This is a genomic window from Phreatobacter stygius, from assembly GCF_005144885.1.
Taxonomy (GTDB): domain Bacteria; phylum Pseudomonadota; class Alphaproteobacteria; order Rhizobiales; family Phreatobacteraceae; genus Phreatobacter; species Phreatobacter stygius.
On record NZ_CP039690.1, the window covers coordinates 7,306,227 to 7,330,940 of the forward strand.

At 67.6% G+C, this 24,714-nt stretch carries 24 protein-coding genes and 1 tRNA gene; 8 read left to right on the forward strand and 17 right to left on the reverse strand.

Translation table 11 applies throughout. From position 1 onward, the window contains the following. Positions 1 to 138: 138 nt before the first annotated feature. The 4 genes from E8M01_RS34665 to E8M01_RS34680 form a co-directional block, all read right to left on the reverse strand. Positions 139 to 1,746 carry a carboxyl transferase domain-containing protein gene (locus E8M01_RS34665; protein WP_136964339.1) on the reverse strand — a complete coding sequence of 536 codons (1,608 nt, stop codon included), beginning with the start codon at positions 1,744 to 1,746 and terminating at the stop codon, positions 139 to 141. A gap of 91 nt (positions 1,747 to 1,837) precedes the next feature. Beyond that, the gene (locus E8M01_RS34670) at positions 1,838 to 2,608 is read right to left on the reverse strand and encodes a molybdate ABC transporter substrate-binding protein (RefSeq protein ID WP_170182194.1); all 771 of its coding nucleotides are present in this window, start codon (positions 2,606 to 2,608) and stop codon (positions 1,838 to 1,840) included. Between the two features lie 155 nt (positions 2,609 to 2,763). Next, positions 2,764 to 3,414: a glutathione S-transferase family protein gene (locus tag E8M01_RS34675; protein WP_136964341.1), complete on the reverse strand. Its 651-nt coding sequence runs from the start codon at positions 3,412 to 3,414 to the stop codon at positions 2,764 to 2,766. Positions 3,415 to 3,522: 108 nt separating this feature from the next. Further along, positions 3,523 to 3,930: a rhodanese-like domain-containing protein gene (locus E8M01_RS34680; RefSeq protein ID WP_136964342.1), complete on the reverse strand. Its 408-nt coding sequence runs from the start codon at positions 3,928 to 3,930 to the stop codon at positions 3,523 to 3,525. A gap of 174 nt (positions 3,931 to 4,104) precedes the next feature. Between E8M01_RS34680 and E8M01_RS34685 the strand changes: the two genes are divergently transcribed. The 4 genes from E8M01_RS34685 (at position 4,105) to E8M01_RS34700 (ending at position 7,437) form a co-directional block, all read left to right on the forward strand. Beyond that, on the forward strand, positions 4,105 to 4,800 hold the full coding sequence (locus tag E8M01_RS34685; protein ID WP_246088534.1) for a DUF599 domain-containing protein: 696 nt from the start codon (positions 4,105 to 4,107) through the stop codon (positions 4,798 to 4,800). A 353-nt stretch (positions 4,801 to 5,153) separates the two neighbouring features. After that, complete coding sequence (locus E8M01_RS34690) at positions 5,154 to 5,831, forward strand: FMN-binding negative transcriptional regulator (protein ID WP_136964343.1); 678 nt, start codon at positions 5,154 to 5,156, stop codon at positions 5,829 to 5,831. Beyond that, positions 5,825 to 6,742 (forward strand): 3-hydroxyacyl-CoA dehydrogenase NAD-binding domain-containing protein, encoded by a 918-nt coding sequence (locus E8M01_RS34695; protein ID WP_136964344.1) that lies wholly within the window; start codon positions 5,825 to 5,827, stop codon positions 6,740 to 6,742. The genes E8M01_RS34690 and E8M01_RS34695 overlap by 7 nt, the downstream gene beginning before the upstream one ends. Continuing rightward, the gene (locus E8M01_RS34700) at positions 6,739 to 7,437 is read left to right on the forward strand and encodes an aspartate/glutamate racemase family protein (RefSeq protein WP_136964345.1); all 699 of its coding nucleotides are present in this window, start codon (positions 6,739 to 6,741) and stop codon (positions 7,435 to 7,437) included. Before E8M01_RS34695 ends, E8M01_RS34700 begins: the two co-directional genes overlap by 4 nt. A gap of 243 nt (positions 7,438 to 7,680) precedes the next feature. Here E8M01_RS34700 and E8M01_RS34705 read toward each other — a convergent pair whose 3' ends face one another. Beyond that, a complete protein-coding gene (locus E8M01_RS34705) occupies positions 7,681 to 9,636 on the reverse strand; it encodes a hypothetical protein (protein WP_246088535.1) in 1,956 nt (651 codons plus the stop codon). Between the two features lie 65 nt (positions 9,637 to 9,701). On the opposite strand from E8M01_RS34705, the gene E8M01_RS34710 reads away from it, so the two are divergent. Continuing rightward, a complete protein-coding gene (locus E8M01_RS34710; RefSeq protein ID WP_136964347.1) occupies positions 9,702 to 9,968 on the forward strand; it encodes a DUF3253 domain-containing protein in 267 nt (88 codons plus the stop codon). A gap of 47 nt (positions 9,969 to 10,015) precedes the next feature. On the opposite strand, the gene E8M01_RS34715 is transcribed toward E8M01_RS34710, so the two are convergent. The 4 genes from E8M01_RS34715 to E8M01_RS34730 form a co-directional block, all read right to left on the reverse strand. Next, positions 10,016 to 10,846: an isocitrate lyase/PEP mutase family protein gene (locus E8M01_RS34715; RefSeq protein WP_136964348.1), complete on the reverse strand. Its 831-nt coding sequence runs from the start codon at positions 10,844 to 10,846 to the stop codon at positions 10,016 to 10,018. Between the two features lie 89 nt (positions 10,847 to 10,935). Further along, a complete protein-coding gene (locus E8M01_RS34720; RefSeq protein WP_170182195.1) occupies positions 10,936 to 11,484 on the reverse strand; it encodes a TetR/AcrR family transcriptional regulator in 549 nt (182 codons plus the stop codon). A gap of 91 nt (positions 11,485 to 11,575) precedes the next feature. Continuing rightward, positions 11,576 to 12,379: a YdcF family protein gene (locus E8M01_RS34725; RefSeq protein WP_136964350.1), complete on the reverse strand. Its 804-nt coding sequence runs from the start codon at positions 12,377 to 12,379 to the stop codon at positions 11,576 to 11,578. Between the two features lie 44 nt (positions 12,380 to 12,423). Further along, positions 12,424 to 13,596, reverse strand: coding sequence for an isovaleryl-CoA dehydrogenase (locus E8M01_RS34730; RefSeq protein ID WP_136964351.1), 1,173 nt, complete (start codon positions 13,594 to 13,596; stop codon positions 12,424 to 12,426). Positions 13,597 to 13,709: 113 nt separating this feature from the next. Here E8M01_RS34730 and E8M01_RS34735 point away from each other — a divergent pair, with 113 nt between their 5' ends. Then, positions 13,710 to 14,192, forward strand: a complete 483-nt coding sequence (locus E8M01_RS34735) for a methyltransferase family protein (RefSeq protein WP_170182196.1) — start codon at positions 13,710 to 13,712, stop codon at positions 14,190 to 14,192. A gap of 187 nt (positions 14,193 to 14,379) precedes the next feature. Here E8M01_RS34735 and E8M01_RS35925 read toward each other — a convergent pair whose 3' ends face one another. The 5 genes from E8M01_RS35925 to mgtE all read right to left on the reverse strand — a co-directional run bounded on the left by E8M01_RS35925 (position 14,380) and on the right by mgtE (position 20,222). After that, positions 14,380 to 15,333, reverse strand: a complete 954-nt coding sequence (locus tag E8M01_RS35925; protein ID WP_342778658.1) for a glycoside hydrolase family 25 protein — start codon at positions 15,331 to 15,333, stop codon at positions 14,380 to 14,382. Between the two features lie 150 nt (positions 15,334 to 15,483). Next, positions 15,484 to 16,203 (reverse strand): ribonuclease activity regulator RraA, encoded by a 720-nt coding sequence (locus E8M01_RS34745; RefSeq protein WP_136964354.1) that lies wholly within the window; start codon positions 16,201 to 16,203, stop codon positions 15,484 to 15,486. A gap of 135 nt (positions 16,204 to 16,338) precedes the next feature. After that, entirely contained in the window at positions 16,339 to 16,791 is a 453-nt protein-coding gene (locus E8M01_RS34750; RefSeq protein WP_170182197.1) for a DUF3617 domain-containing protein, read from the reverse strand. Positions 16,792 to 17,059: 268 nt separating this feature from the next. Beyond that, on the reverse strand, positions 17,060 to 18,616 hold the full coding sequence (locus E8M01_RS34755; RefSeq protein WP_136964356.1) for a putative bifunctional diguanylate cyclase/phosphodiesterase: 1,557 nt from the start codon (positions 18,614 to 18,616) through the stop codon (positions 17,060 to 17,062). A 208-nt stretch (positions 18,617 to 18,824) separates the two neighbouring features. Then, the gene (mgtE, locus tag E8M01_RS34760) at positions 18,825 to 20,222 is read right to left on the reverse strand and encodes a magnesium transporter (RefSeq protein ID WP_136964357.1); all 1,398 of its coding nucleotides are present in this window, start codon (positions 20,220 to 20,222) and stop codon (positions 18,825 to 18,827) included. Positions 20,223 to 20,317: 95 nt separating this feature from the next. On the opposite strand from mgtE, the gene E8M01_RS34765 reads away from it, so the two are divergent. Next, positions 20,318 to 21,118 carry a polysaccharide deacetylase family protein gene (locus E8M01_RS34765; RefSeq protein ID WP_246088536.1) on the forward strand — a complete coding sequence of 267 codons (801 nt, stop codon included), beginning with the start codon at positions 20,318 to 20,320 and terminating at the stop codon, positions 21,116 to 21,118. Positions 21,119 to 21,194: 76 nt separating this feature from the next. Here E8M01_RS34765 and E8M01_RS34770 read toward each other — a convergent pair. The 3 genes from E8M01_RS34770 to E8M01_RS34780 all read right to left on the reverse strand — a co-directional run bounded on the left by E8M01_RS34770 (position 21,195) and on the right by E8M01_RS34780 (position 24,118). Next, positions 21,195 to 21,279 (reverse strand) — tRNA-Leu (locus E8M01_RS34770). 85 nt (positions 21,280 to 21,364) lie between these two features. After that, on the reverse strand, positions 21,365 to 23,386 hold the full coding sequence (locus E8M01_RS34775; RefSeq protein ID WP_136964358.1) for an acetyl-CoA carboxylase biotin carboxylase subunit: 2,022 nt from the start codon (positions 23,384 to 23,386) through the stop codon (positions 21,365 to 21,367). A gap of 168 nt (positions 23,387 to 23,554) precedes the next feature. Continuing rightward, positions 23,555 to 24,118: an NADPH-dependent FMN reductase gene (locus tag E8M01_RS34780; RefSeq protein WP_136964359.1), complete on the reverse strand. Its 564-nt coding sequence runs from the start codon at positions 24,116 to 24,118 to the stop codon at positions 23,555 to 23,557. A 130-nt stretch (positions 24,119 to 24,248) separates the two neighbouring features. On the opposite strand from E8M01_RS34780, the gene E8M01_RS34785 reads away from it, so the two are divergent. Next, a complete protein-coding gene (locus E8M01_RS34785) occupies positions 24,249 to 24,707 on the forward strand; it encodes a winged helix-turn-helix transcriptional regulator (RefSeq protein ID WP_136964360.1) in 459 nt (152 codons plus the stop codon). Positions 24,708 to 24,714: the final 7 nt, after the last annotated feature.

The window sequence follows — 24,714 nt, forward strand, 5'->3', positions numbered from 1 at the left end:
ATCACTCGAACGCATGCGCTGAGGACGCGGCCAAGCGGCTCCTGGATCCCCTTCCGCTCGCTTCGCTCGGCCGGGGATGACGTAGGGGCCCCAGCGCGACATCTGAACGCTGGAAGCCCCCTCGCCCACCCTGCGACCTCACATCCTGAACACGCCGAACCTGGTCTCCGGCACCGGCGCGTTGAGCGCCGCGCTGAAGGCAAGGCCGAGGACCCGGCGGGTCTCGCTCGGCGTGATGATGCCGTCGTCCCACAGCCGGGCGGTGGCGTAATAGGGATGGCCCTCGGCCTCGTAATTCGCCCGGATCGGCGCCTTGAAGGCCTCTTCCTCCTCGGCGCTCCAGTCCTTGCCTTCGGCCTCGAAATTCTCGCGCTTGACGGTGGCGAGCACGCTCGCCGCCTGTTCGCCGCCCATCACCGAAATGCGTGAATTCGGCCAGGTGAACAGGAAGCGCGGCGAATAGGCCCGGCCGCACATGCCGTAATTGCCGGCGCCATAGCTGCCGCCGACCAGCATGGTGATCTTCGGCACCTGGGCGCAGGCGACCGCGGTGACGAATTTGGCGCCGTCCTTGGCAATGCCGCCGGCCTCGAACTGCCGGCCGACCATGAAGCCGGTAATGTTCTGCAGGAACAGCAGCGGGATGCGCCGCTGGCAGCACAGCTCGATGAAATGGGCGCCCTTGACCGCGCTTTCCGAGAACAGGATGCCGTTATTGCCGATAATGCCGACCGGCATGCCGTGGATATGGGCAAAGCCTGTCACCAGGGTCTGGCCGTAGAGCGCCTTGAACTCGTCGAATTCGGAGCCGTCGACAAGGCGCGCGATCACCTCGCGGATATCGTACTGGGTCTTCAGATGGGTCGGGACCAGGGCCTCCAGCTCGGCCGGGTCGTAGAGCGGCTCGCGCGGATCGGTCAGCGCGATATCGATCGACTTGCGGCTGTTGAGATTGGAGACGATGCGGCGCGCAATCGCCAGCGCATGGGTGTCGTCGACGGCATAATGGTCGGCGACGCCGGACAGCCGGGCATGGACATCGGCGCCGCCGAGATCTTCCGCCGTGACGATCTCGCCGGTCGCCGCGCGGACCAGCGGCGGACCGCCGAGGAAGATCGTGCCCTGCTTGCGCACGATGACGGTTTCATCCGACATGGCCGGCACATAGGCGCCGCCGGCGGTGCAGGAGCCCATGACCACGGCGATCTGCGGAATGCCCTGGGCCGACAGATTGGCCTGGTTGAAGAAGATCCGGCCGAAATGCTCGCGGTCGGGGAAGACCTCGGTCTGGTGCGGCAGGTTGGCGCCGCCGGAATCGACCAGATAGACGCAGGGCAAACGGTTCTCGCGGGCGATCTCCTGGGCGCGCAGGTGCTTCTTCACCGTCATCGGGTAATAGGTGCCGCCCTTGATCGTCGAATCATTGCAGACGATCATCACCTCGCGGCCTTCGACCCGGCCGATGCCGGTGATCAGGCCGGCGCCGTGGATCTTGTCGTGATAGAGCCCGTTGGCGGCGAGTTGCGACAGTTCCAGGAACGGCGACCCGGGATCGAGCAGGCCCATGACCCGGTCGCGCGGCAAGAGCTTGCCGCGGTCCAGGTGGCGCTGGCGGGTCTTCGCATTGCCGCCGAGCCCGGCCTCCGTGCGCTTTTCCTTCAGGTCGGCGATGATCGCCCCCCAGGCTTCGGCATTGGCCTTGGCGTCGGGACTTGATGGGTTGAACGAGGATTTCAGAACGGCCAAGGCTGAGGGCTCCGGCTGAGGCTGTGGGGCCGTCCTGGTTATCGCGTCCTGGCTGCCCTGTCATCCGGGCGAAGGACAGACGCGACGGCATTCACGGCAGCCGCGCCGGCTCCATGCCGGCCTCCATCAGCACCGGCACCGAGGCCGGGCTGGTCAGGAAGATCAGGAAAGTGCGCGCCGCCTCGTCTTCCGCGGGCACCGCCGCCAGCCCGACCGAATAGGTGGTGATGCTCTGGATTTCCGGCGGCAGCGGTCCGACCAGGGTGACGCCGCGCACCGGCAGGATTTCGCTGATCTGGTGGAACACCACCTCGGCTTCGCCGCTCGCCACCAGTTCCGCGACATAACCGCCGGCCTTCAGCCGGGTCTTCGGCCGCATCGCTTCGGTCAGGCCGAGCCGTTCGATCAGCCCGGCGAAATAGATGCCGCTGGTGCCGCCCGACGCCGGATCGACATAAGCGATGGTGGCGGCCGACCTGAGCAGCCGCTCGATCGCCTCGACCGAGGAAATATCCGGGATGGGCGCGCCCTCGCGCACGCCGACACCAATGCCGGTGCGGGCGAGATCGGTGCGCGAGCCGGCCCGGATCAGGCTCTTGGCCGCCAGCGCGTTGAGCACCGCTGGCGTCGCCACGATGACATCGGCGGTCTCGCCGGCCTCGACGCGGCGCTGGACGCCGCCGGCCGTGTCGCTGGTCAGCACGATATGGTGGCCGCTCATCACCTCGAACTGGGTCGCGATGGCCTGCACCACCGCCTTGCTGGCGCCGGTCGTGAGAACCCTGAGTTCGGCTGCCCCGGCTGCCGCCGTCGAGCCCAGGAGCAGGGCCGCGATGCCCCAGACCGCCACGCGTCGCGCCATCCGACCCTCCCTGCCCAAGATGCTCACATGCTGCATCGGGGCCCGGCCATGATGCGGCCGGGCCTGCCGGCATCATGGCGCGGCGGCGCGCGGGCGGAAATGGCCTTGTCCAGAAATCACGGATCGCGTTTGCGTGAAGCGTGGCCGCCGCCGGCTCAGGCGATGTCGTCGTAACGCGGCTCGAACCAGGGTTCGGCCATGGCGCCATCAAGCCATTCCTTCCAGGCCGGCAGCGCCATCATCGCTTCCATATAGGCCTTGACGCCTGGCGGCACCGGCACGGCATAGGCATGAAAGCGGTTGATCACCGGCGCATACATGGCGTCGGCTGCCGAGAATTCGCCGTAGAGAAACTCGCCCGCCCCGCCGAAGCGGTCGCGCGCTTCGATCCAGGCCTGGCAAACCCGGTCGATTGCCGCGTCGACGTCCTCGTCATGCGGGATCGCCTTCGGCTGGCGGCGCAGATTCATCGGCAGGCGCGCACGCAACGGCATGAAGCCGGAATGCATTTCGCAGGAAATCGCCCGGGCATGGGCCCGGGCCGCGCGGTCGCGCGGCCAGACGCCGGCTTCAGGCAAGGTCTCGGCCAGATATTCGATGATCGCGAGGCTGTCCCAGACGGTGATCTCGCCGTCGATCAGGATCGGCACGCGGCCGGCCTGCGAATAACGTGAGATCCGGCCCGATGTATCCGGCTGGTACAGCCGGATCACCTCCTCCTCGAACGGCATCGACAAGGCTTTCATCAGGATCCACGGCCGGAACGACCAGGACGAATAGGCTTTGTTGGCGATGACAAGTTTCATTGGCGACCCCACGACTGGTGGAGCCGCCATGATGATACATGGCTAGCGTCGCCAACAACGCATTCGGTTGAAGGTTATGATTGACGCCGCTGATCGATGAGGCCGCGCTCAGCTGCGCGGCTTGACCGCCTCGACCGCGCCTTCCGCCTTCTTCCAGGCGCCGAAACCGCCCTCGATATGGGCGACCGGCTTCAGCCCCATTTTCTGCGCCGTCTGGGCCGACAAGGCCGAACGCAGGCCGCCGGCGCAGAAGAACACGAAGGTCTTGTCCTCGGCGAAAACCGGCTTGTGATAGGGGCTTTCCGGGTCGATCCAGAACTCCAGCATGCCACGCGGGCAATGGAAGGCGCCGGGCACCTTGCCTTCGCGCTCCAGCTCGCGCGGGTCGCGCAGGTCGACGAACACCACGTCGTCGCGGCCGTAGAGGGCCTTGGCCTGGTCGACGGAGAGCGTCTCGATCTCGCGCTCGGCCTCGGCGAGCAGCGCCTTGTAACCGGTGGTGATGGTCTGCGGCATGAAGTCCTCCTTGGCCGGACCTGAAGATCGATCGCCGGCCTTGGCCCTTCCCATAGCATTGCCCGGGGCGTCCGACCCAGCCCATGGCGGCAGATCTCGTCAGCGCCCGGCTCGCGTCGGCGCCGGCTGCCTTAAGGATGCGATCGACCGAAAGGCTCGACGGCGAGCCCTTGGATGCGCTACCGATCGGACATGCTCGGTCTGACGCCGCTCGACGCCTTCGCCTTCGCCTGGTTCGTCATGGCCTGGGCCGGCTATTCCTGGCTGGTCGACGTCCTCGGCGCCAAACGCGGCCTGACCTCCACCATGGCGGTCTACCGCGAGCGCTGGATGCACGAAATGCTGCACCGGTCCAATCGCATCGTCGACGGCCAGATCAACATGACCTTGCAGCAGGGCACCGCCTTCTTCGCCTCCACATCGCTGCTCGCCGTCGGCGGCGGGCTGACCCTGATCGGCGCCACCGACCGGGCGGTGGAATTCGTCCAGACCTTGCCCTTCGGCTACCACCCGAGCCGGGAGCAATGGGAGGTCAAGGTTGCCGGCCTGACCATCATCTTCGTTTATGCCTTCTTCAAGTTCGCCTGGGCCTACCGGCTGTTCAACTATTGCGCGATCCTGATCGGCGCGACGCCCGACGGCGACCGGCGCGGCACCGAGGAGGCGGTCGCCATGGCCGGCCGTGCCGCCAAGATGAACGCCATCGCGGCCGCCCATTTCAACCGCGGCCAGCGCGCCTTTTTTTTCGCGCTCGGTTATCTCGGCTGGTTCGCCGGCCCGATCGTGCTGGTGGTGACCACGGCCGCCGTCGTCTCGGTGATCTACCGGCGCCAGTTCTGCTCCAACAGCCTCGACGCCGTGCGGCTGTAGCAGGGTGGACGATCCAGCGCTCCGCGCATTGCTCGATCTCACCGCGCTCGACGTCTTGGCCGGGCTTGTCCCGGCCATCCACGAATTCCCGGGACAAGCCCGGGCATGACGCTGTGGGTGCTGCACGGGGCGCGCGGCAGCTCGCCGCGGCAGTGGCGCCGTCCAGCCGCGCCCTCGATCTCACCGCGCTCATCGCTTCATGGCCCGACGCAGCCAAGCACCTCCAAGCTCCGGTTCTGTCGACAACGCACAGCTTCCCTGCCCCATGCCCCTGGGATCCACGGCGTCGATCGTGCACTCTCGCGCCGCCTCGCAACACCGCGCCGAATGCGCCCGGACAAGGAGCCCAGCCTATGCATATCCTGCGGCCGGCCTTCGACTGGGGCCGCGACGGCGCGCTCGAATTCGCTCACGCGCGCGGCTTCGGCCTGGTGGCCGCGAGCGACGCCGCCGGCCCGCGCGGCTCGCATGTGCCCTTCACGCTCAACCGCGACGGCGAGGCCGCCCGCGTCCGCTTCCACGTGACCTCGGGCAACCCGCTCGCCGGGCTCGCCGATGGCAGGGCGTTCCTCGTCGCCGTGTGGGGCCCCGACGCCTATGTCTCCAACGACTGGTACGCCACGCCGGACCACGTCTCGACCTGGCTTTACGAAGCGGTGCACCTGGCCGGCCCGGCCCGCCGGCTGACCCGGGAGGCCAATCGCGACCATGGCGACGCGCTGCTCTCGACCTTCGAAGAGCGGCTCGAGCCGAAACCGCCCTGGCAGCTCGAGACCATGGCGCCGGTGAAACGCGAGGCCATGCTTGATGGCATCGTGGTGATCGAAATGACGGTCGAAACCGTCGAGGGCCAGCGCAAGTTGAACCAGCACAAATCCGACGAGGATTACCGTGCCGTCGCCGACCGGCTGGCCCGGGCCGATGACGCGGGAAGCCGGGACATCGCCGCCAGGATGCGCCGGCTGAAACCCCACCTCGTCTATGCCGTCGACGCCGGCGGCGACCCGCAGACCAGGACAGATCAATGGTAAGTGCCGCTTCACCCGTCGCCGTCATCGGCGCCGGCCTCATCGGGGTCAGCTGGGCGGCCCTGTTCGCCGCGGTCGGCGGCCATGACGTCCGGGTCTGGGATCCCTCCGAGGAGGCACGGGCCGGCATCGCCGACCGCGCGGCGGCCATGACCGGACAGCTCGCGGCCCTGCATGCCCTGGTCGACCGGCCGTTGACGATCTGCACCACACTCGAGGACGCCTGTACCGGCGCGGCCTGGGTGCAGGAGAACGCACCGGAGAACCTCGACCTCAAGCGCGGCCTCTACCGGCAGATCGAAGCGGTGGTCGGCCCTGAGACGGTCATCGCCAGCAGCACCTCGGCGCTGGTCTGGCCGGATCTTGTCGAGGGCATGAGCGACGCCTCGCGCTTCATCACCGCCCACCCGTTCAACCCGCCGCACCTGATGCCACTCGTCGAGCTGTTCGGCACCGATCCAGGCGTGATCGGCCGCGCCCGGAGCTTCTACGAAGGGCTCGGCCGCGTGCCGGTGGTGTTGAAGCGCCCGGCGCCCGGCCATATCGCCGGCCGGCTGTCCGCCGCGCTCTGGCGCGAAGCCGTCGCGCTGGTCGCCGACGGCACGGCCAGCGTCGAGGATGTCGACCAGGCCCTGGTCAACGGCCCCGGGCTGCGCTGGGCCGTGGTCGGTGCCCATATGGGTTACCATCTCGGCGGCGGCGACGGCGGCATCGAACATTACCTGGCAACGCTTGGCCCCAGCCAGGAGCGCCGCTGGGCGACGCTCGGCACGCCAGCGCTGACGCCGGAGGTGCGCGCCATGCTCATCGCCGGCATCGGCCAAGAGGCGGCCGGGCGCCCGGTTGACGCCATCGCCGCGGCGCGGGACACCGCCACCATTGCCATTCTGAACAGCCTGCGGAAGCCGACATGACCATCGCCCCCATCGCGCCACGTATCGCCCTTGTCCACGCGCTCGAGGAATCGGTGCTGCCGGCCCGCGCGGCATTCCGGGAACTCTGGCCTGAAGCCGCCTGTTTCGACCTGCTCGACACCGCGCTGGCGGTGGATCTGGCCGCCCGCGGCAGCCTCGACCAGCCCATGGTCGACCGCTTCCTGACGCTCGGCCGTTATGCCGCGGCGACCGAGGGCCTGGGCGGTCCGGCGCGCGCCATGCTGTTCACCTGCTCGGCCTTCGGCCCGGCCATCGACGCGGTCAAGCAGGCTCTGCCGATCCCGGTGTTCCGGCCGAACGAAGCCGCCTTCGGCGAGGCGCTCGGCCTTGGCGGGTCGATCGCCATCCTCGTCAGCTTCCCGCCCTCCTTGCCTTCGCTGACCCGCGAGCTGCAGGACGAGGCCGATGCCCGCGGCATCCCCGTCACCATCGAGGGCATCGTCGCCGAAGGCGCGCTCGCCGCCCTCAAGGCCGGTGATGGCGCAACCCATGACCGGCTGGTGGCGGAAGCCGCGGCCCGGCTCTCCGGCGCCGATGCGATCATTCTCGGCCAGTTTTCGCTGGCGCGTGCCAGAGGCGCGGTGGAAGCCGCAACCAAGGCGCGGGTCATCACCACGCCCGACGCCGCGGTCCGGGCGCTGCGCCATGCGGTGGAGGCGGCGAAGCGGGCTTAGCTGCGCGGCGGCTGGCGCCTAAGCCGACGTCGAGAAGAAAAAGCTCAGGCAAATCAACCCTCTCCCAAAGGGAGAGGGTGGCAGCGTCAGCTGCCGGGTGAGGGGTCGTCCCTCTCCGGATGGGGCGCATGCGGCGCGAGCGTCAGCATCAGTTCGAAGCGCTCACGCCCCTCACCCGGCGCCTGACGGCGCCACCCTCTCCCTTTGGGAGAGGGTCGATTCAGAGGCGCTTGTCCCATCCCCCTACCCCCTGCGGCGCGGGTCGGGGTGGCCGTCGAGCCGCATCTGGAACAGAAAGTAAGTCGGCGAGCAGTAGCCGAGCCCGGCCACCTTGCCGATCTCAGGCAGGTCCGACGGCAGCGCCTGGCACATGAAATCCTCGCGGCAGAACCGTTCGCCGCCGCAGGTCGCGCGCATGCCGCGGACGATCGAATTGCCGAGACAGGCGGCGAAATCATTGGAGGCGACGCAAATGTCGAAGGCCTTGCCGCCGGCAAAACCGCAGATCTCGTTGGGCGGCTCCGCGCCCGGCCGGAAGCCCTGGAAGTGGCGGTCCTGGTCGTGGCATTTGCGATAGGCAAGGCCGGCCGGCGCGCCGCCGACCGGTGGCCGGCAGGTATGGGCGGTGAAATTGATCGCGGTCGCCCGGCTGTTCAATTGCCCGGTCACCGCGAAGCGGTCGCGCCAGGGCTGGGCCGAGGCCGTGGTGATCCGGCCGGCAAGGCAGGCCTGGCCGGAAAACTCGGCCGCCCGCTCGGTGGTCAGACATTGGCCGAGCTCGATGCCGACGGCCGAATTGCTGGCAAGGCTGGTGCAGGCCGACCCGGCGGCGCAGGTCCAGGCCGCGCCGAAATGGCGGCGCGCCTCCGCCGGCAGGCAGGCAAGCCCGAGGCTCGCCGCCCGATAGGCGGGTGGCTGATCGGCGGTCCAGGCCGCCGGCGGCGCCGCCGGCAGTGGCCGGAAGCGGTTCGGCTCGCGGCCGGCGATCATCGCCTCGGCATAGGCCCGGCGGCGCGGCTGTTCGGCGTGGAAATGTGGCGACACGCCGATCAGCACCCGGTTGAGCGGCGAGATCGCCGGATCGTCCTCGCCGATCACGTGGAAACCGGCGGTGGCGTTCGACTGGTGGCAGCCCTGGCAGCTCGCCGTGTCGAGCCGCTCCATCAGCGCCTGGGGGGTCCGCACCAGCCCCAGGCCGTCGAAGGACATGGCGGAGAACGCATCGCCCGCCGGGCCGAACAGCTCAGTGAACGGCTTGTTGGCGAGCCGCGCCGAGCCATAGGTCGAATAGGAGATCGCCTTGGTGGCGAGGAACCGGTCGGGGATCGTGAACACCCCCTGGTCGATCGCGGCTCCGCGCGCGGCGAGGAAGGCGACGAGCTCGGCGCGCAAGGCCGCGTCGGCACCGAGCCGCGCCATGTCGGGCGTGTTTTCCAGCGCCTTGTCGAACAGGACCGGCGCACCTTCGCCGGGCGCGACGCCGAAGATGCGCATGACATAGGCCGCCTGGCCGCCGAAGGTCGTCTCCAGCCCGGAGGGAAAGCGCACCACCTGGGCATTGATCTCGATCTGCTTCGGCCGGACGCCGCTCGCCGCGAGCGGACCGGCGGCGAGCCAGGCAGCCCGGGCCCGCGGATCGCCCATCGCCTCCGGCGGCACGAAGCGGCTGACCATGTCGGGGCAGGCCGTCCCGGCCGGGCGCGGCAGGTCAAACACGACATTGATCGAGAACGGCATGCGCGAGGCATAGGTCCGCCCTGCCCGTTCGAAGCGATAGGCCAGCCGGTAGATCAGCCGGAGCTCGCCGCAACTCGCATCGCGCAGGTCCTCGGCCAGGAAGTCGCGCCGGTCGAAGCGCGTGACCAGGCCAACCAGCCGGAACCGTGCCGCCGGCGACGCCAGCCAGGCGAGCTCGAACACCCGCCCGACATTGTCGTCGGTGATCTCGAGCAGGCGCCGGCCGCTCGCCTCGATCTCGCGGCGGAGCTGGCGGACATCGTCGGAAATCGTCGTGACGATGTGGCGATAGGCCGGATTGTCGCGGTTGAGTGTGTCGTTCGAAGCGGTGCCGGGCCCGCCGAACCCTCGCCCGAAACCGAATCCGCCGTCCTCCAGCGCCCTCAGCGTGGCATTGTCGGTGACCGCGGCGACCGGCCTGCCCGGCTCGAATGCGGCGGCGGTACCGGCATGAAAAGCCACCGAAGCGATCAGTCCGACGATCGAGAGGCCTCGACGCGCGGCCTTTCGCGCGGCATGAGGAAGATATGAACACATCTCTCGAATCCGATCTCGAAGTCGCCATCCTCAGGCTCGCGGAAGCCAAGGGTCCCGACAAGTCCATTTCCCCCGATGATGCCGCCAAGCATGTTGCTGGCGTGCGCGACGTCGACTGGCATTCATTGCTGCAGCCGGTCAGGCGTACGGCGATCCGGCTGGCGCTCGAAGGCCGGCTGGTCATCCTGCGCAAAGGCAAGCCCGCCGACCCGAATGATTTCAAGGGTGTCTACCGGCTCACTTTGCCGCGCGAATAGGCCGCGCGGCAGTCATCAGGACAGGCCTTCGTGGCGGTGCCGGCCGGTCAGGCAGTCATCATGCGCATGAACTGGCCATGGGACAGGCCCGCCGGATAATCGAACGATCCGGTTTTCTTGACCGCCCGCAAAGCGTCGAGGGCTGCGCCATAGGTGGCCGACATCCAGGACCCGCCGAGGCTGACGCGCCGCACGCCCAGCTCGGCCAGTTCCGCATAGGACGGCGTGACGCCGCCGCCGATCGCCATGACGTTGACCGGCCCGCCGATCGCCTGCGTCAGCGCGGCAATCGTCGGCTTGTCGAGCACCGCGGGCACGAAGACCGACCGGGCGCCGGCGGCGAGGTAGAGCCGGGCCCGGGCCACCGCTTCGTCGAAACACTGCTCGGGCGTGCCGAACTTGCGGATATAGCTGTCGATCCGCGCGTTCAGGCAGAAGTCCGGCAAGCCCGCGGCGCGCGCCGCCGCCACGCCGGCGGCGATGCGGGCGGCCGAAAGGCCGCGGTTGAACAGAGCGGTGGTCCCCGGGACACCATCCTCGATATTGCAGCCGACCAGCCCGGCTGCGATCGCGTCCCGGACGGTCACCGCCACGTCCTCGGCGGTCGCGCCATATCCGGCCTCGAGATCGGCGGTGACCGGCACGTCGAAGCGCGCCGCCAGCCGCCCTGCCAACCCAATCATCCGCTCCCGCCCGATCGATTCGCCATCGGGAAACCCTTGAGCGAAGGCGACCCCGGCCGAGGTCGTCGCGATCACCTCGTACCCCTCGTCGATCGTGATGGCGGCACTGGCGAAGTCCCAGGCATTGGGCAGCACGAAGCAGCCGGTTTCATGCATTGCCGCGAACCTGGCGGCCTTTTCGCTTTGGGATGGCATGGCAACGACCCTTATCGGTGATGAGCGGGAATAAACCGACCGCCAGTCTGTTTTCGACCGCCAGTCGGTTTCTGTCAAGCCGTCGCATGTCAGGACGACTGGACGCCCGACAGCATCTTTTCCAGCGCCGCGACAAAATCCCGGGCGATCGCGTGGGGATCGTCCACTTCCCCGCAGGCCAGGGCCGCCTCCATGATCGCGCCCATGACCAGGCGGGTGACGGCCTCCCGCTCGGCCGGCTTTGCCTCCTCCGGCATCAGACTGGCGACGCCGCGCCGGATGCCGGCGGCAAAATAGCGGTCGTCGATCTCGCGCCAGCGCTGCCAGCCGAGCACCACCGGCCCGTCGACCAGCAGGATGCGGCGGGCGGCCGGCTGCAGCGCGGCATCCAGATAGGCGCCGACGCTGCGGGCGATCGAGCGGGCGGTGGCGCGGGTCGCGACCGGCGCGCGGTTCGCCGCCAAGGCCACCGCGACATTGGCCTGGATGGTGTCCAGCACGCGTTCGAACACATCCCGTTTGGCGGCGAAGTGGTGATAGACCGCGCCCTTGGCGATGCCGGCCTCGGCCGCGATCATGTCCATGCTGACCGCGTCATAACCATGCGCCGCGAACAGGACGCGGGCGGCATCCAGCACGGACTGTATCGTTAGGGCGCTGCGCTCAGCCTGTCTTGCCATGGTCTGGTGTCATACGACCGGCGCTCGGGCAGGCCAAGCCCGGCCGCCATCATGGCCTCGGAAACACCGCATCGGTGCGCCCGCCCAGGCGATAGGCCAGCAGGCCGAGCCATTCGCGGCTCATCCGGTCGACCAGGTCGAGGCCCCGGCTCACCGGCAGGACCGGCAGGTAGAGTTCGCGCTCGATATTGCGCGTTTCGAAATCGACCGGATAGGCCACGACATCAAAACCCGCCACGCGAAAGATCCCGACCGAGCGCGGCATGTGATAGGCCGAGGTGATCAGGATCCAGCGCTCGCCGGGCTTGGGATCGACGACCCGCTTGCTGAGCAGGGCGTTTTCCCAGGTGTTGCGGCTCTCCCGTTCGATCGTGATCCGTTCGGCCGCGATGCCGAGCTCGATGAAGAGCTTCTTCGCCGCTTCCGCCTCGTCGAGGCCATCCCGCAAGAACAGCGCATTCGAGCCGCCGGAGAACACCAGGCGTGCCTGGGGATAGCGATGTGCCAGGGCGACGGCTTCAGTGATCCGGCCGGGCGCCGCGCCGATCGTCACCTGGCCGCCGCGCGCCGCCGTCGTCACCTGGTCGATCGATCCGCCCAGCACGATGATGCCGGATGGCGCCGGCATGTCCTGCGCCATCAGCGGAAAGCGGTTTTCCAGCGGGCGCGCCAGCCAGATGCCCAGCGGCACCGGGCCGGCGATGACCAGCCCGAGGGCCCCGAGCACGAAAAAGCGGCGGCCCCAGCGGGCCAGGCGCGTCGCCCGCAACAGCACGCCGACGACGATCAGCCCGACCAGCAGGTTGGATGGGGTGAGGCCCCACCAGAGGATCTTGGATGCGTAGAAGAACATGCTGCCTCGTCGTCACGCTGGCATGACGGATGCGACGACGTTCCTCAAGCGGTCTTTTCGAACAATTCACGGCCGATCAGCATGCGCCGGATCTCGCTGGTGCCGGCGCCGATCTCGTAGAGCTTGGCGTCGCGCAACAGCCGACCGGTCGGATATTCGTTGATATAGCCGTTGCCGCCGAGCAGCTGGATCGCGTCGAGCGCCATCTTGGTGGCGTTCTCGGCGGCATAAAGAATGGCGCCGGCGGAATCCTCGCGGGTGGTCTGGCCCCGGTCGCAGGCCTTGGCCACCGCATAGACATAGGCGCGGGTGGCATTCATCGAGACATACATGTCGGCGAGCTTGCCCTGGACCAGCTGGAACTCGCCGATCGACTTGCCGAACTGCTTGCGCTCATGGACATAGGGCATGACCACGTCCATGCAGGCCTGCATGATGCCGATCGGCCCGGCCGACAGCACCGCGCGTTCGTAGTCGAGCCCCGACATCAGCACGCTGGCGCCCCGCCCGACCGCGCCCAGCACGTTCTCCTCCGGCACCTCGCAATCCTCGAACACCAGCTCGCCGGTATGCGAACCGCGCATGCCGAGCTTGTCGAGCTTCTGGGCGCAGGAGAACCCCTTGAAGCTCTTTTCGATCAGGAAGGCGGTGATGCCGCGCGAACCGGCCGCCGGATCGGTCTTGGCATAGACCACCAGGACATCGGCATCCGGACCATTGGTGATCCACATCTTGGTGCCGTTCAGGACGTAGCGGTCGCCCTTCTTCTCGGCCTTCAGCCGCATCGACACGACATCCGAGCCGGCGCCCGGCTCCGACATGGCGAGCGCACCGACATGGTCGCCCGACATCAGCTTGGGCAGGTAGCGCCGGCGCTGGGCGTCATTGCCGTTCTTGCGGATCTGGTTGACGCAGAGATTGGAATGGGCGCCGTAGGACAGGCCGACCGAAGCGGAGGCTCGCGAAATCTCCTCCATGGCAATGCAGTGCTCGAGATAACCGAGGCCGGTGCCGCCATATTCCTCCTCGACGGTCACGCCGAGCAGGCCGAGATCGCCGAACTTCTTCCACAGATCCATCGGGAACTGGTCGGTCTTGTCGATCTCCGCGGCGCGCGGCGCGATCTCGGCCCGGGCGAAGCTCGCCACCGTGTCGCGCAGCATGTCGGCGGTCTCGCCGAGGTCGAAATCGAACGGGCGCGGCGCATTGGGCAGCATGGGACATCCTCCCTGGGACAAGTTTTGCCAAGCGTTATAGAAGTCCCCATGCGACCTGTCATGATCGGCCAAGCGGCCCAGGGCAGGCCTGCCAAGCCGCCGAGGGAAAACCGTTGAGCGAACAGTCTCAAAGCGCCTATCTGGAACGCCCGAGCCGGTTTCCCTGGCCGTCGGTGATCTTCATCGGCTGCCTGGCCTTCGGCTGGGGCCTGACCACGCTGCTGCCGCTGCATGACGGCATCGTCGAACTCCTGCGCATCAAGGGCGCGCTGTGCCTCGCCGCAGGCGTCGGCCTGTCGATCTGGGCCTCGGCGACGCTGGCGCGCGGCCAGACCACCACCTTGCCCCATGCCGCGGCGAGCCATCTGGTCACCGGCGGGCCGTTCCGCTTCACCCGCAATCCGACCTATCTCGGCCAGGCTCTGATCATTGCCGGTTTCGGCGCGCTGCAGGCCTCCCCCTGGTATATCGCGGCTTCGGTCGTCTACCTCATGCTGATCACCCGCTTCGCCATCCTGCCCGAGGAAGCGCATCTGAGCTTGCGCTTCGGCGCGCAATGGACGGCGTATCGGGCCCGGGTCAGGCGCTGGCTGTAAGAAACCGTTTGAAGGGTTTATCCGGGCAGTTCGCCGCCGCTCGTCATCCCCGGGCTTGGCCCGGGGATCCAGGCATTCAAAACGGAACAAGTCGTGGATATCAGGGACAAGCCCGGCCAAGACGACGTGGGACCTCGCTGGAACACGTTCTCAAACGGTCGCTAAGGAACCCGTCGGTAACGACGATCTACGGCCGCGGCCGCGGCCGGGGCAGCGGCGCCAGCATGGCCGGCGCGTCGGGCGCGGGAATGGCGGCCGGCGGCGGCGTCGGGCTGGCGGTCTGCGACGTCACCTGGGCCCCCTCCACCGTGGCCGGCTGGGTGGCGACCGCGGCCAGCACCGGTTCGGCCTGATGCGGTCCGCGCGGGTCGGCGGCGGGCGCAGGCGCCGGCGCGTGCGGCTGGGGCGAGGCATGGGGTGCTGCATGCGCGACGGCCTGGTGGCGGAAACCGGACTGCGCCAGCCTTTGCCATTGCGCCCGCGACCCGGCGAAGACATTGCGGTCGACATTGCCATTGACGCCGGCGACCCGGCCCGTGGCGGTGATCTGCCAGAACGCCCAGCGCCGGCCGGGATAACGCTCGTGCGGCAGTGCCCGGACCGAGCGGACCCAGAACGGATATTGCGAGAATTCGCCGCTCGCCAGAACCTCACGATGGAAGGTGATGTCGGCATAGATGATCGGCTTCTTGCCGTAATGCCGTTCCATGGCGTGCAGGAACTCGCGCATCTTCTGCTGGGCGACCGGCACCGAGACACGCCGCGGACAGGTCGGCGAATGGAAATTCCACTCGACGTCGAGCACCGGCGGCAATGCGTCCGGGTCGTTCGGCACGTGGCGCTGGAACCAGGCGATCTGGTCCGACATCGAGCCGCACCAATAGGTGAAATGATAGGCGCCGCGCGCGACACCGGCGCGCCGCGCGCCTTCCCAGTTCTCGCGGAACCGGTCGTCCAGCCGGTCGCCGCCCTCGGTCGCCTTGATGAAGGCGAAGGTGACACCGGAGGCGCGCACCTGCTGCCAGTCGATCGGCCCCTGCCATTTCGACACGTCGATGCCGTGGACCTCGTGCGCCGAGTGGCCGGTGGTATGGGTCAGGGTCGGAAACGGATGGTCGCCGCCCGGTTCGGCGGTCTGCATCGGGACGCTGCCGCACCCCGCCAAAGCGAGGCCTAAGAGGACGAACGCGATGCGGGAGGAGGCGTGAACCAGCATGGACCGAGCGCAATGGCCAACAATCATGGCCGAAAAAAGAAAGATGGCCGCGAAAAGGCCACGGGACGTCAGCGACTATGCTTTACGACCCGTTTCCTTTTCGTAACGAGCTTTCGTTTCCGCGTTGGGCGGATAGAGACCGGGCAGCGGCACGCCCTTTTCGACCTCACCCATGATCCAGCCCTCGAGATGTTCCTGCTCGGGCGCCAGCTTGGCGACCACCTCGACCAGGTCCTGCGGGATCAGCACGGCGCCGTCGCCGTCGACCACGATGACGTCGTTGGGGAACACCGCCACGCCGCCGCAGCCGATCGGCTCCTGCCAGTTGACGAAGGTCAGCGCGGCGACCGAGGCCGGCGCTGCGGCGCCCGAGCACCAGACCGGCAGTTGCGAGTCTTCGACGCCGGCGGCATCACGCACCACGCCGTCGGTGACCAGCGCGGTAACGCCGCGCTTGCGCATGCGCGCGCACAGGATGTCGCCGAAAATGCCGGCTTCCTGGATGCCCATGGCATCGACCACGGCGATCACGCCCTCGGGCATGGCCTCGATCGCCCCGCGGGTCGAGCGCGGCGAGGACCAGCTCTCCGGTGTCGCCAGGTCTTCACGCGCCGGCACGAAGCGCAGCGTGAAGGCGCGGCCGACCAGCCGCCGGTCGGCATTGGTGAAGGGCATCGGCCCGGCCATCCAGGTCTTCCTGAGACCCTTCTTCAACAGGATCGTGGTCAGCGTCGCGGTGGTCGTGGCTTCGAGGGCAGCCTTGATCGCGGGATCGAGCGGCAGAACGTCGGTCATGTCGGAAACTCTTGGAAGCGGCAGGAAACCGGGTGGGGGAATGTCAGGGGCGAACCTGCCTGAAGCCGGCGCCCCTGTCGAGCGCGACCGGCGCATGGTGGAACCGGAAAGCCCGGATGGCCGGACAAGACCCGGTCAGCAGTCGCCGATGCGCTGGCCCTTCATGGCGATGACCCGTGCATTGGGCCGGCCGATGCCGGTCGCCATCGTGCCTTCGTAACTGGTGCCGCGATAGACCATGCTCGAACGCGCCGGCTGGCCCTGGCAAACCATGTCGACGGTGATCGCCGGACCGGCGATCAGCACCTGGGTGACCCGGCAGGATTGCGCCGCGCCCTCGCGCCTGGCCGCCGCGGCGATATCGTCTTCGGTGCCGTTGGCGGCAAGCGCGTCCTGGGCCGTGATGCAGGTTGAGGTCGGTGTTCCCAGCGTCTGGCCGTTCAGCCCGGTCGCCACCGCCCAGCGGCCGGGCTGCAGCCGCTCCGGCGGCTTGGCGGCGGGCCTGAGCATGGCGACGACGGCGACCAGCACGAGGACGGCCGCGAGGCCTCCGGCCGCGACAATGGCGAGACTTATCCTGGACTTCATTTCCGGCCCTGACGTCGGCGCCCCCTGCCCGATCGGCTGGATGCCGGCCGATCCAAGCGGAAGCAAGGCAATCATCGAATCGGCGGCGATGATAGCCGCAGCGCCGGCCAGGCAAGCAAGCAGGCCGGAGGCGGTCCCGGTTCATTACCGGCTCCGGCATCGTTGCCCCCGGACCTCAGACAGATCGCGATACATTTCCCGGGCCGGTTCGCCGGCCCAAGCACGCGGCCGCGCGCGCGACATGCCAAGTCAAGTTCGGTTCCGCCGGTCAGGCGACCGCGCGCTCGGGCGCCGGCGCGAGGCCGTAAATCGCCTCGAATTCGGTGACCGGCATAGGCCGCCCGAACAGATAGCCCTGCATTTCATGACAGCCGGCGGCGCGCAGGAAACGCGCATGCTCGACGGTCTCGACCCCCTCCGCGATGACCCTGAGCCCGAGCGCGCGGCCGAGATTGATGACGCAATGCAGGATGGTGGCGGCTTCCGCGCCCTTGTCGAGATCGAGCACGAAGCTGCGGTCGACCTTCAGCTTGTCGATCGGAAATTTGCGCAGATAGGACAGCGACGAAAAGCCGGTGCCGAAATCATCCAGTGCGATCTGCACGCCGAGATCGCGAATGCTGCGCAGCGCCACCAGGGCCTTTTCCGGATCGTCGATCATCACGCTTTCGGTCACTTCGAGCACCAGCCGGCCGGGCTCCAGGCCGGTCTCGCCGAGCACCGCCATGACCACGTCTGGAAAGTCCGGCCGCCGCATCTGCACCGGCGAGACATTGACCGAGATGAACAGGCCGGGCCAGCGCGCCGCCGCCCGGCAGGCCCGCTGCAGCACGATATTGCCGAGCTGATGGATCAGCCCGGTCTCCTCGGCGAGCCGGATGAATTCACCCGGCATGATCGCGCCGCGATAGCTGTGGTTCCAGCGCGCCAGCGCCTCCATGCCGACCAGCGTCTCGCCGTCGGCGGTCAGGATCGGCTGCAGGTGCACGTCGATCTCGCCGGTCAGCACGGCGCCGCGCAATTCGCGCTCGAAGAAGCGCCGTTGCGCCACGTCCTTGTCCATCTCCACGTCATAGGCAATGGCGCAGCCGCGACCGCGCTCCTTCGCGGCATAGAGCGCGCGATCGGCCTGGCGCATCAGGTCGTCGCGATCGCCCGAGGGACGGTCGACCTGCAGGAAGCCCATGGATACGCCGACATTGAGGGTCTTGCCGTCCACCGTCACCGGCTTGGCGATCTCGGCCGAGATCAGCGCGCAGGCCGTCAGCACATGGGCGGGTGCCGAACTCGCGGAAATGATGATGGCGAATTCGTCGCCGCCGAGCCGGGCGATCTCCGGCTCCGGCCCGCAGACCTGGCGCAGCCGGCGCCCGACCTGGGCCAGCACGACATCGCCGGCGTGATGGCCATGGCTGTCGTTGATCTCCTTGAAGTGGTCGAGATCGAGCAGCACCAGGGTGAAGGCGCGCCGTTCGGCGAGGCCGTCGAGCGCCCGCTCGAAGGCGCGGTAGAAGGCCGCCCGGTTCGACAGGCCGGTCAGGTCGTCGATCCCGACCGGCGACAGGAAGCGCGCGCCCTGAATGACCTCGGCCTGAACCAGGCGCAGCCGGACCAGCAGCACCAGCGCAATGCCGGCGACCATCAGGGCCATGGCCGCCAGGCGCCCGAACCAGGTCTGGTCGACCTGCCAGGCCAGGCGTGCCGGGAACCAGGCGAGGACACTGGCGGCTGCCATGAATGCGGCAGACAGCGCGATCGCCGCCCCCACCGCCCAGACATGGCGGCTCAGCGCCGAATAGGCGCTACGCTTGATGGACGCCGACATTCTGTCGCCCCAAACATTATCGCAAGAGACCGATCCTGCCGGCTCTATAGACATCGGGCATTAACGGACACTTATGGTCGCCGCCGGAATAGTTCTGACGATCAGAAAATGATTCTCTTAGGCGCGCCCGCTCACAGCAAAAATAAAGATCTATTCTTTGCGAAACTGTCACATGACTGTCACATACGCGCAACCGATCGGCCATCGGCTAGATCTTGAACCACCAGGTGGCGATGGTGAGGAAGCCGAGGAAGCCGACGACATCGGTGACCGTGGTGACGAAGGGCCCTGACGACACCGCGGGATCGGCATTCAGCTTGGCCAGCCCGAGCGGGATCAGGATGCCGGCCAGCGCCCCGGCGACCAGGTTGCAGACCATGGCGAGGCCGATGACCACGCCGAGGCCGGCGAGCGAGAACCAGAAGCCGGCGACCACCCCGATGATGAGCGCGAAGGCGGTGCCGTTGATCAGGCCGGTGAGCGCCTCGCGGCCAATGACGCGCAGCGCGTTGTGAGGCCCGAGATCATGGGTGGCGAGCGCCCTGACCGCCACCGTCATGGTCTGCGTCGCGGCATTGCCGCCCTGGCTCGCCACGATCGGCGCCAGCACCGCCAGCGCCACCATGGTCTCGAGCTGTTTCTCGAAAGACTTCAGCACCGTCGTGGCGATGAAGGCGGTGAGCATGTTGATGAACAGCCAGCGGAACCGCCCCTTGGCGGTGGTCCAGACGCTGTCGGAAATCTCTTCCTCCGGCTTGACGCCGCCGAGCGCCTTGATGTCGGCATCGGCCTCTTCCTCGATGACGTCGACGATGTCGTCAACCGTCAGCACGCCGACCAGCCGGCCGGCCTCGTCGACCACCGCCGCGGAGAGCAGGTTGTAGCGCTCGAACATCAAGGCGACGTCCTGCTGGTCCTCGGTCGCTTCGACCGTGCGGACCTCCTCCTCCATGATCTCGGTGACGGTCACCGGCCGCTTGGTGCGCAACAGCCGGTCGAGCCGGATATGGCCTTGCAGATGATAACCGGGATCGATCACGAAGACTTCGGTGAAGTCGTCGGGCAGGTCGTCGGCTTCGCGCAGATGGTCGATCACCTGGCCGACGGTCCAGAACGGCGGCACGGCGATGAAGTCGTCCTTCATGCGCCGGCCGGCGGAATCCTCGGGGTAGTCGAGCGCACGCTTCAGCGCGACCCGCTCGACCGCCGGCATCTTTTCGAGGATCTCGGAGCGGTCCTCCTCGTCCAGGTCCTGCAGGATCGAGACGGCATCGTCGCTGTCGAGTTCGGCGATGCCTTCCGCCACGGTCTCGGCGGGAAGATCCTCCAGGATCTCGACACGAATCGTTTCGTCGACTTCGGTCAGCACGGCGAAGTCGAAATCTGCTCCGAGCAGTTCGACCAGCTTGCGACGGTCTTCGGTGTCGAGCTGGGCGATCAGATCGCCCATGTCGGCCTCGTGGGCTTCGCCGACGAGATCCTTCAGCCTGGCGGCGTCGTTACTGGCGACGGCGCTGGTCACCGCCTCGACAATGTCCGATCTGAGCGCGCCGTCGTCGTCGCGCCAGTCGTCGGTCATGGTCGGGTGTGGCGTGGGAACGGCCATGGGCGCCTCGCTGATGGCATGCCACGTCGAGCGGCGGAGGGTGGCGCCTTCTTGGGCGTGCGAATGGCATTTGGCAAGGAGGCGGAGACGCCACGATGAGCAGTTTTGACAGCATGGATCGCCGCCGCGTCGCGGCCAAGATCGCGGCAGGTGTCGCGGCAGGGGTCGCCGCCTCGGCGCTGGCGCCGGCCGCAGCGCTCGCCGCCCCCGCCTGCCGGGCCGATGCGCTCGGCACCGCCCGGGTCCTGCCGGTGGCGACCGCGGGTGGCCTGCGTGTCGGGCGCAAGAGCTATCCCCGGACCTTGCCGCTCGGCCCGCGCGAAGTGGTGCTGACCTTCGACGACGGCCCCCTGCCCGGCCCGACCGACCAGGTGCTGGCGGCGCTCAAGCAGGAATGCGTGCGCGCCACCTTCTTTCTGGTCGGCCGCATGGCCCATGATGCCCCCGGCCTCGCCCGGCGGATCCTCGCCGAGGGCCACACCGTGGCGCATCACTCGATGACCCATCCGATGACGCTGGCGCAATTGCCGGTCGAGCGGGCGCGCGCCGATATCGAGGCCGGGTTCGCGGCGGTCGACCGGGCGCTCTACGGCACCTATTCCGGCACGCCGCGCACGCCGTTCTTCCGCTATCCGGGCTTCGGCGATTCCGACGAATTGAACAACGGGCTGGCGGCGCGCGGCATCGGCGTGTTCGGCTGCGATTTCTGGATCAGCGACTGGAACGAGATGACCGTGGAGGCCCAGCTGGATCTGGCGCTGCGCCGGCTCGAACGGACCGGCTCCGGCATCATCCTGATGCACGACACCCGGCAGCAGACCGCGGCCATGCTGCCGGCCTTCCTGCGCGAACTGAAGCAGCGCGACTTCAAGGTCGTGCACATGCAGCCGGCGTGACGACCAGGGCGGCCCAAAAACAAACGGCGCCCTGGATGGTGTCCAGGGCGCCGTCCGGAGACCGAAGTCTCGGATTTGGTGCGGTCGAGAGGACTCGAACCTCCACTCGGTTAAGAACTACCACCTCAAGGTAGCGCGTCTACCAGTTCCGCCACGACCGCATTCGCCAGGCAAGCCCGGCGAGAGCGGCTGTCTAGCAGAGCGATTCACCGGCCGCAAGGCTTGTCCGCGCTCTTCTCACAGCCGTCACTCGAACTCCATGATCACGGCGTCCACCGCCAGGCTGTCGCCGGGCTTGGCCGCGATCGACTTGACCTTGCCGTCGCGCTCGGCGCGCAGCACGTTTTCCATCTTCATCGCCTCGACCACGCAGAGCGCCTCGCCCGCCTTGACCTCCTGGCCGACCACCACCGCGATCGACTTGACCAGGCCGGGCATCGGGCAGAGCAGCTTCTTGCCCGTATCGGCGGCGACCTTGACCGGCATCAGCGCGGCAAGCTCGGCCTCGCGGCGGGTATAGACATAGGCGCGGGTGGCGATGCCGCGATAGGCGAGCAGGAGGCCGTTCGGGATGGCGCGGACCAGCACGTTGACCGGCTTGCCGTCGACCGTGCCCGAGAACACCGGCTGGCCCGGCGCCCAGGCCGAGGCAATGGTGTGGCTCGCGGTCTCGCGGCCGCCGGCGCCCTCGAAGAAGCGCACGGCGATGTTCTCGCCGTCATCCAGCACCTGCACGTCGTAGCGGCTCTCGCCCATGGTGACGACGCGGTCGCGGTCGAACGACACCCGGTGGCCCTGGCGCATCTGGCCGGAGATCTTGCGTTTGCGCGCGTTCAGCATGTGATCGATGAAGGCGGCGACCGCGGCCATGGCCTCGGCCGGCTCGCCGACCGGCTGGCGCGGCGCGAAACCTTCCGGATATTCCTCGGCGATGAAGCCGGTCGACAATTCGCCGGAGCGCCAGCGCGGATGCTGCATCAGCGCCGACAGGAACGGGATATTGTGCTGGATGCCGTCAATGGCGAAGGCGTCCAGCGCATCGGCCTGGGCCTCGATCGCCACCTCGCGGGTCGGCGCCCAGGTCACCAGCTTGGCGATCATCGGATCGTAATAGAGCGATATCTCGCCGCCCTCGGTGACGCCGGTGTCGTTGCGCAGCACCGCCGCGCCCACCTTGCCTTCGGCCGGCGGACGGTAGGTCACCAGGCGGCCGATCGAGGGCAGGAAATTGCGATAGGGATCCTCGGCATAGATGCGGCTTTCGACCGCCCAGCCGTTGAGCTTCACGTCGCTCTGCTGGATCGTGAGCTTTTCGCCATAGGCGACTTTGATCATCTGCTCGACCAGGTCGATGCCGGTGACCATTTCGGTGACCGGATGCTCGACCTGCAGGCGGGTGTTCATTTCGAGGAAATAGAACGACCGGTCCTGGCCGGCGACGAATTCCACCGTGCCGGCGGAATCATATTGCACCGCCTTGGCGAGAGCCACCGCCTGCTCGCCCATGGCGCGCCGGGTCTTCTCATCGAGCAGCGGCGACGGCGCCTCCTCGATGACCTTCTGGTTGCGCCGCTGGATCGAGCATTCGCGCTCGCCGAGATAGATGACGTTGCCGTGCTTGTCGCCCAGCACCTGGATCTCGATATGGCGCGGGTTGACGATGAATTTCTCGACGAACACCCGGTCGTCGCCGAACGAGCTTTTGGCCTCCGACTTGGCGAGCCGGAAACCCTCGGCCACCTCGCCCGCCGAATGGGCGATGCGCATGCCCTTGCCGCCGCCGCCGGCGGAGGCCTTGATCATCACGGGATAGCCGATCTCATCGGAGATCTTGACGGCATGAACCTCGTCTTCGATGACGCCGAGAAAGCCCGGCACGGTCGAGACCTTGGCGGCGGCCGCCGCCTTCTTCGATTCGATCTTGTCGCCCATGGCGGCAATGGCATGCGGGTTCGGCCCGATGAAGACGATGCCGTTGTCTTTTAGCGCCAGCGCGAAGGCCTCGCGCTCCGACAGGAAGCCGTAGCCGGGATGCACCGCTTCGGCGCCGGTCTGTTTGCAGGCGGCGATGATCTTGTCGATCACCAGATAGCTTTCCGACGCGGTCGGCGGGCCGATATGCACGGCTTCGTCGGCCATTTCGACATGGACCGCGTCCTTGTCGGCATCCGAATAAACCGCGACGGTCTGGATCCCCATCTTGCGTGCGGTCTTGATCACGCGGCAGGCGATTTCGCCGCGATTGGCGATCAGGATCTTCTTGAACATGCAGGGGGCCCTTCGAGGCACGCGACTTCATATGATGCCGCGTTCTAGGGCCCCAGCGCTAGTCCCGTCCACTCGGCTAATGGGATGACGGCGGGCGGCCTGATCGGGCCGGCCCGCCGCCTCGCCTCAGCGCAAGACCTTCAGCGCAGGACCTTCAGCGCAGGACCTTCAGCGCAAGACCTTCAGCGCGCCTGCCCACTTGTGCAGCTCGTCGAGCAGCGTCGCGGCGCTGGCATTGATCAGGTCGTTCGGGGTGAACTCGCGTTCCTCGTTCAACAGGCTGGTGAAAGCCGGAAGGGCGATGCCTTCCGGGATCGGCATCAGCTTCAGCGTGGTCAGCGTCGGCTTGGCCTGCTGAACCGCCCGGGTGCCGCCGGAAATGCCGCCATAGCTGAGGAAGCCGGCCGGCTTATAGGCCCATTCGGCGGACAGATAGGTCAGCGCGTTGATCAGCGCCGGCGACGGGCCGTAATTATATTCCGGCGTGACGAAGACGATGGCATCGGCCGCCTTGACGCTGGCGCTCCACTTCTTCGTATGCTCATGCTGATAGTCGCCGAGCCTGGGGTGCTTCGGCTCGTCGAAGATCGGCAGGTTGAAATCGGCCAGGTCGACCAGCGTCGGGTCGAATTTGCCATGTGCCCTGGCGACCCCGTCGAACCATTTGGCGAAAATCGGCCCGACGCGGCCCGGCCGCGTGCTGGTGATGATGGTGTGAAGCTTCAATGCCATCGTAACAGGTCTCCTGGTCGGATCATCATCAGCCGCGGACCTATGCACCCGGGGGCGAAGCCACTAAGTTACTCTTTGTGACCGAGGCTATTTAGAGAACCGGCCACATGGCCCGCAAGGAGGCACATGCATGGACCTAGGGCACATCGATGTAACCGAGGACGAAGCCTGGTCCCACACCGGCGACTGCAGCGTGGTGAAGCCGATCCTGGCCCGCATCGGCGACAAATGGGCGGTTCTGGTGGTGCGCCTCCTAGGCGCCGGCCCGATGCGCTTCAATGAGCTGAAGCACAAGATCGGCGTGGTCTCGCAACGCATGCTGACGCTGACATTGCGCGGTCTCGAGCGCGACGGCCTGGTGTCGCGCACGGTTTTCCCGACCGTGCCGCCGCGGGTCGATTATGCCCTGACGCCGCTCGGCCGCTCGCTGATCGGTCCGATCCGGGCGCTCAGCGACTGGGCTTTCCGGCATCAGGCCGAGATCGTCGCGGCGCGCGAGCGCTTCGACCACACCTGTCCGCACCTGGCGCCGCAGCCCAAGCCGCCGGTGGCCAAGACGGGCAAGATGGCGGCTGGCAAGATCGCCTGACGCCCGG

Bases quoted from the DNA above. Each gene is read 5' to 3' on its own strand.
- E8M01_RS34670 (WP_170182194.1), bottom strand. From the start codon at position 2,608: ATGGCGCGACGCGTGGCGGTCTGGGGCATCGCGGCCCTGCTCCTGGGC.
- E8M01_RS34675 (WP_136964341.1), bottom strand. From the start codon at position 3,414: ATGAAACTTGTCATCGCCAACAAAGCCTATTCGTCCTGGTCGTTCCGG.
- E8M01_RS34680 (WP_136964342.1), bottom strand. From the start codon at position 3,930: ATGCCGCAGACCATCACCACCGGTTACAAGGCGCTGCTCGCCGAGGCC.
- E8M01_RS34685 (WP_246088534.1), top strand. From the start codon at position 4,105: ATGCGCTACCGATCGGACATGCTCGGTCTGACGCCGCTCGACGCCTTC.
- E8M01_RS34690 (WP_136964343.1), top strand. From the start codon at position 5,154: ATGCATATCCTGCGGCCGGCCTTCGACTGGGGCCGCGACGGCGCGCTC.
- E8M01_RS34695 (WP_136964344.1), top strand. From the start codon at position 5,825: ATGGTAAGTGCCGCTTCACCCGTCGCCGTCATCGGCGCCGGCCTCATC.
- E8M01_RS34700 (WP_136964345.1), top strand. From the start codon at position 6,739: ATGACCATCGCCCCCATCGCGCCACGTATCGCCCTTGTCCACGCGCTC.
- E8M01_RS34710 (WP_136964347.1), top strand. From the start codon at position 9,702: ATGAACACATCTCTCGAATCCGATCTCGAAGTCGCCATCCTCAGGCTC.
- E8M01_RS34715 (WP_136964348.1), bottom strand. From the start codon at position 10,846: ATGCCATCCCAAAGCGAAAAGGCCGCCAGGTTCGCGGCAATGCATGAA.
- E8M01_RS34725 (WP_136964350.1), bottom strand. From the start codon at position 12,379: ATGTTCTTCTACGCATCCAAGATCCTCTGGTGGGGCCTCACCCCATCC.
- E8M01_RS34730 (WP_136964351.1), bottom strand. From the start codon at position 13,596: ATGCTGCCCAATGCGCCGCGCCCGTTCGATTTCGACCTCGGCGAGACC.
- E8M01_RS35925 (WP_342778658.1), bottom strand. From the start codon at position 15,333: ATGCAGACCGCCGAACCGGGCGGCGACCATCCGTTTCCGACCCTGACC.
- E8M01_RS34745 (WP_136964354.1), bottom strand. From the start codon at position 16,203: ATGACCGACGTTCTGCCGCTCGATCCCGCGATCAAGGCTGCCCTCGAA.
- E8M01_RS34750 (WP_170182197.1), bottom strand. From the start codon at position 16,791: ATGAAGTCCAGGATAAGTCTCGCCATTGTCGCGGCCGGAGGCCTCGCG.
- E8M01_RS34755 (WP_136964356.1), bottom strand. From the start codon at position 18,616: ATGTCGGCGTCCATCAAGCGTAGCGCCTATTCGGCGCTGAGCCGCCAT.
- mgtE (WP_136964357.1), bottom strand. From the start codon at position 20,222: ATGGCCGTTCCCACGCCACACCCGACCATGACCGACGACTGGCGCGAC.
- E8M01_RS34765 (WP_246088536.1), top strand. From the start codon at position 20,318: ATGAGCAGTTTTGACAGCATGGATCGCCGCCGCGTCGCGGCCAAGATC.
- E8M01_RS34775 (WP_136964358.1), bottom strand. From the start codon at position 23,386: ATGTTCAAGAAGATCCTGATCGCCAATCGCGGCGAAATCGCCTGCCGC.
- E8M01_RS34780 (WP_136964359.1), bottom strand. From the start codon at position 24,118: ATGGCATTGAAGCTTCACACCATCATCACCAGCACGCGGCCGGGCCGC.
- E8M01_RS34785 (WP_136964360.1), top strand. From the start codon at position 24,249: ATGGACCTAGGGCACATCGATGTAACCGAGGACGAAGCCTGGTCCCAC.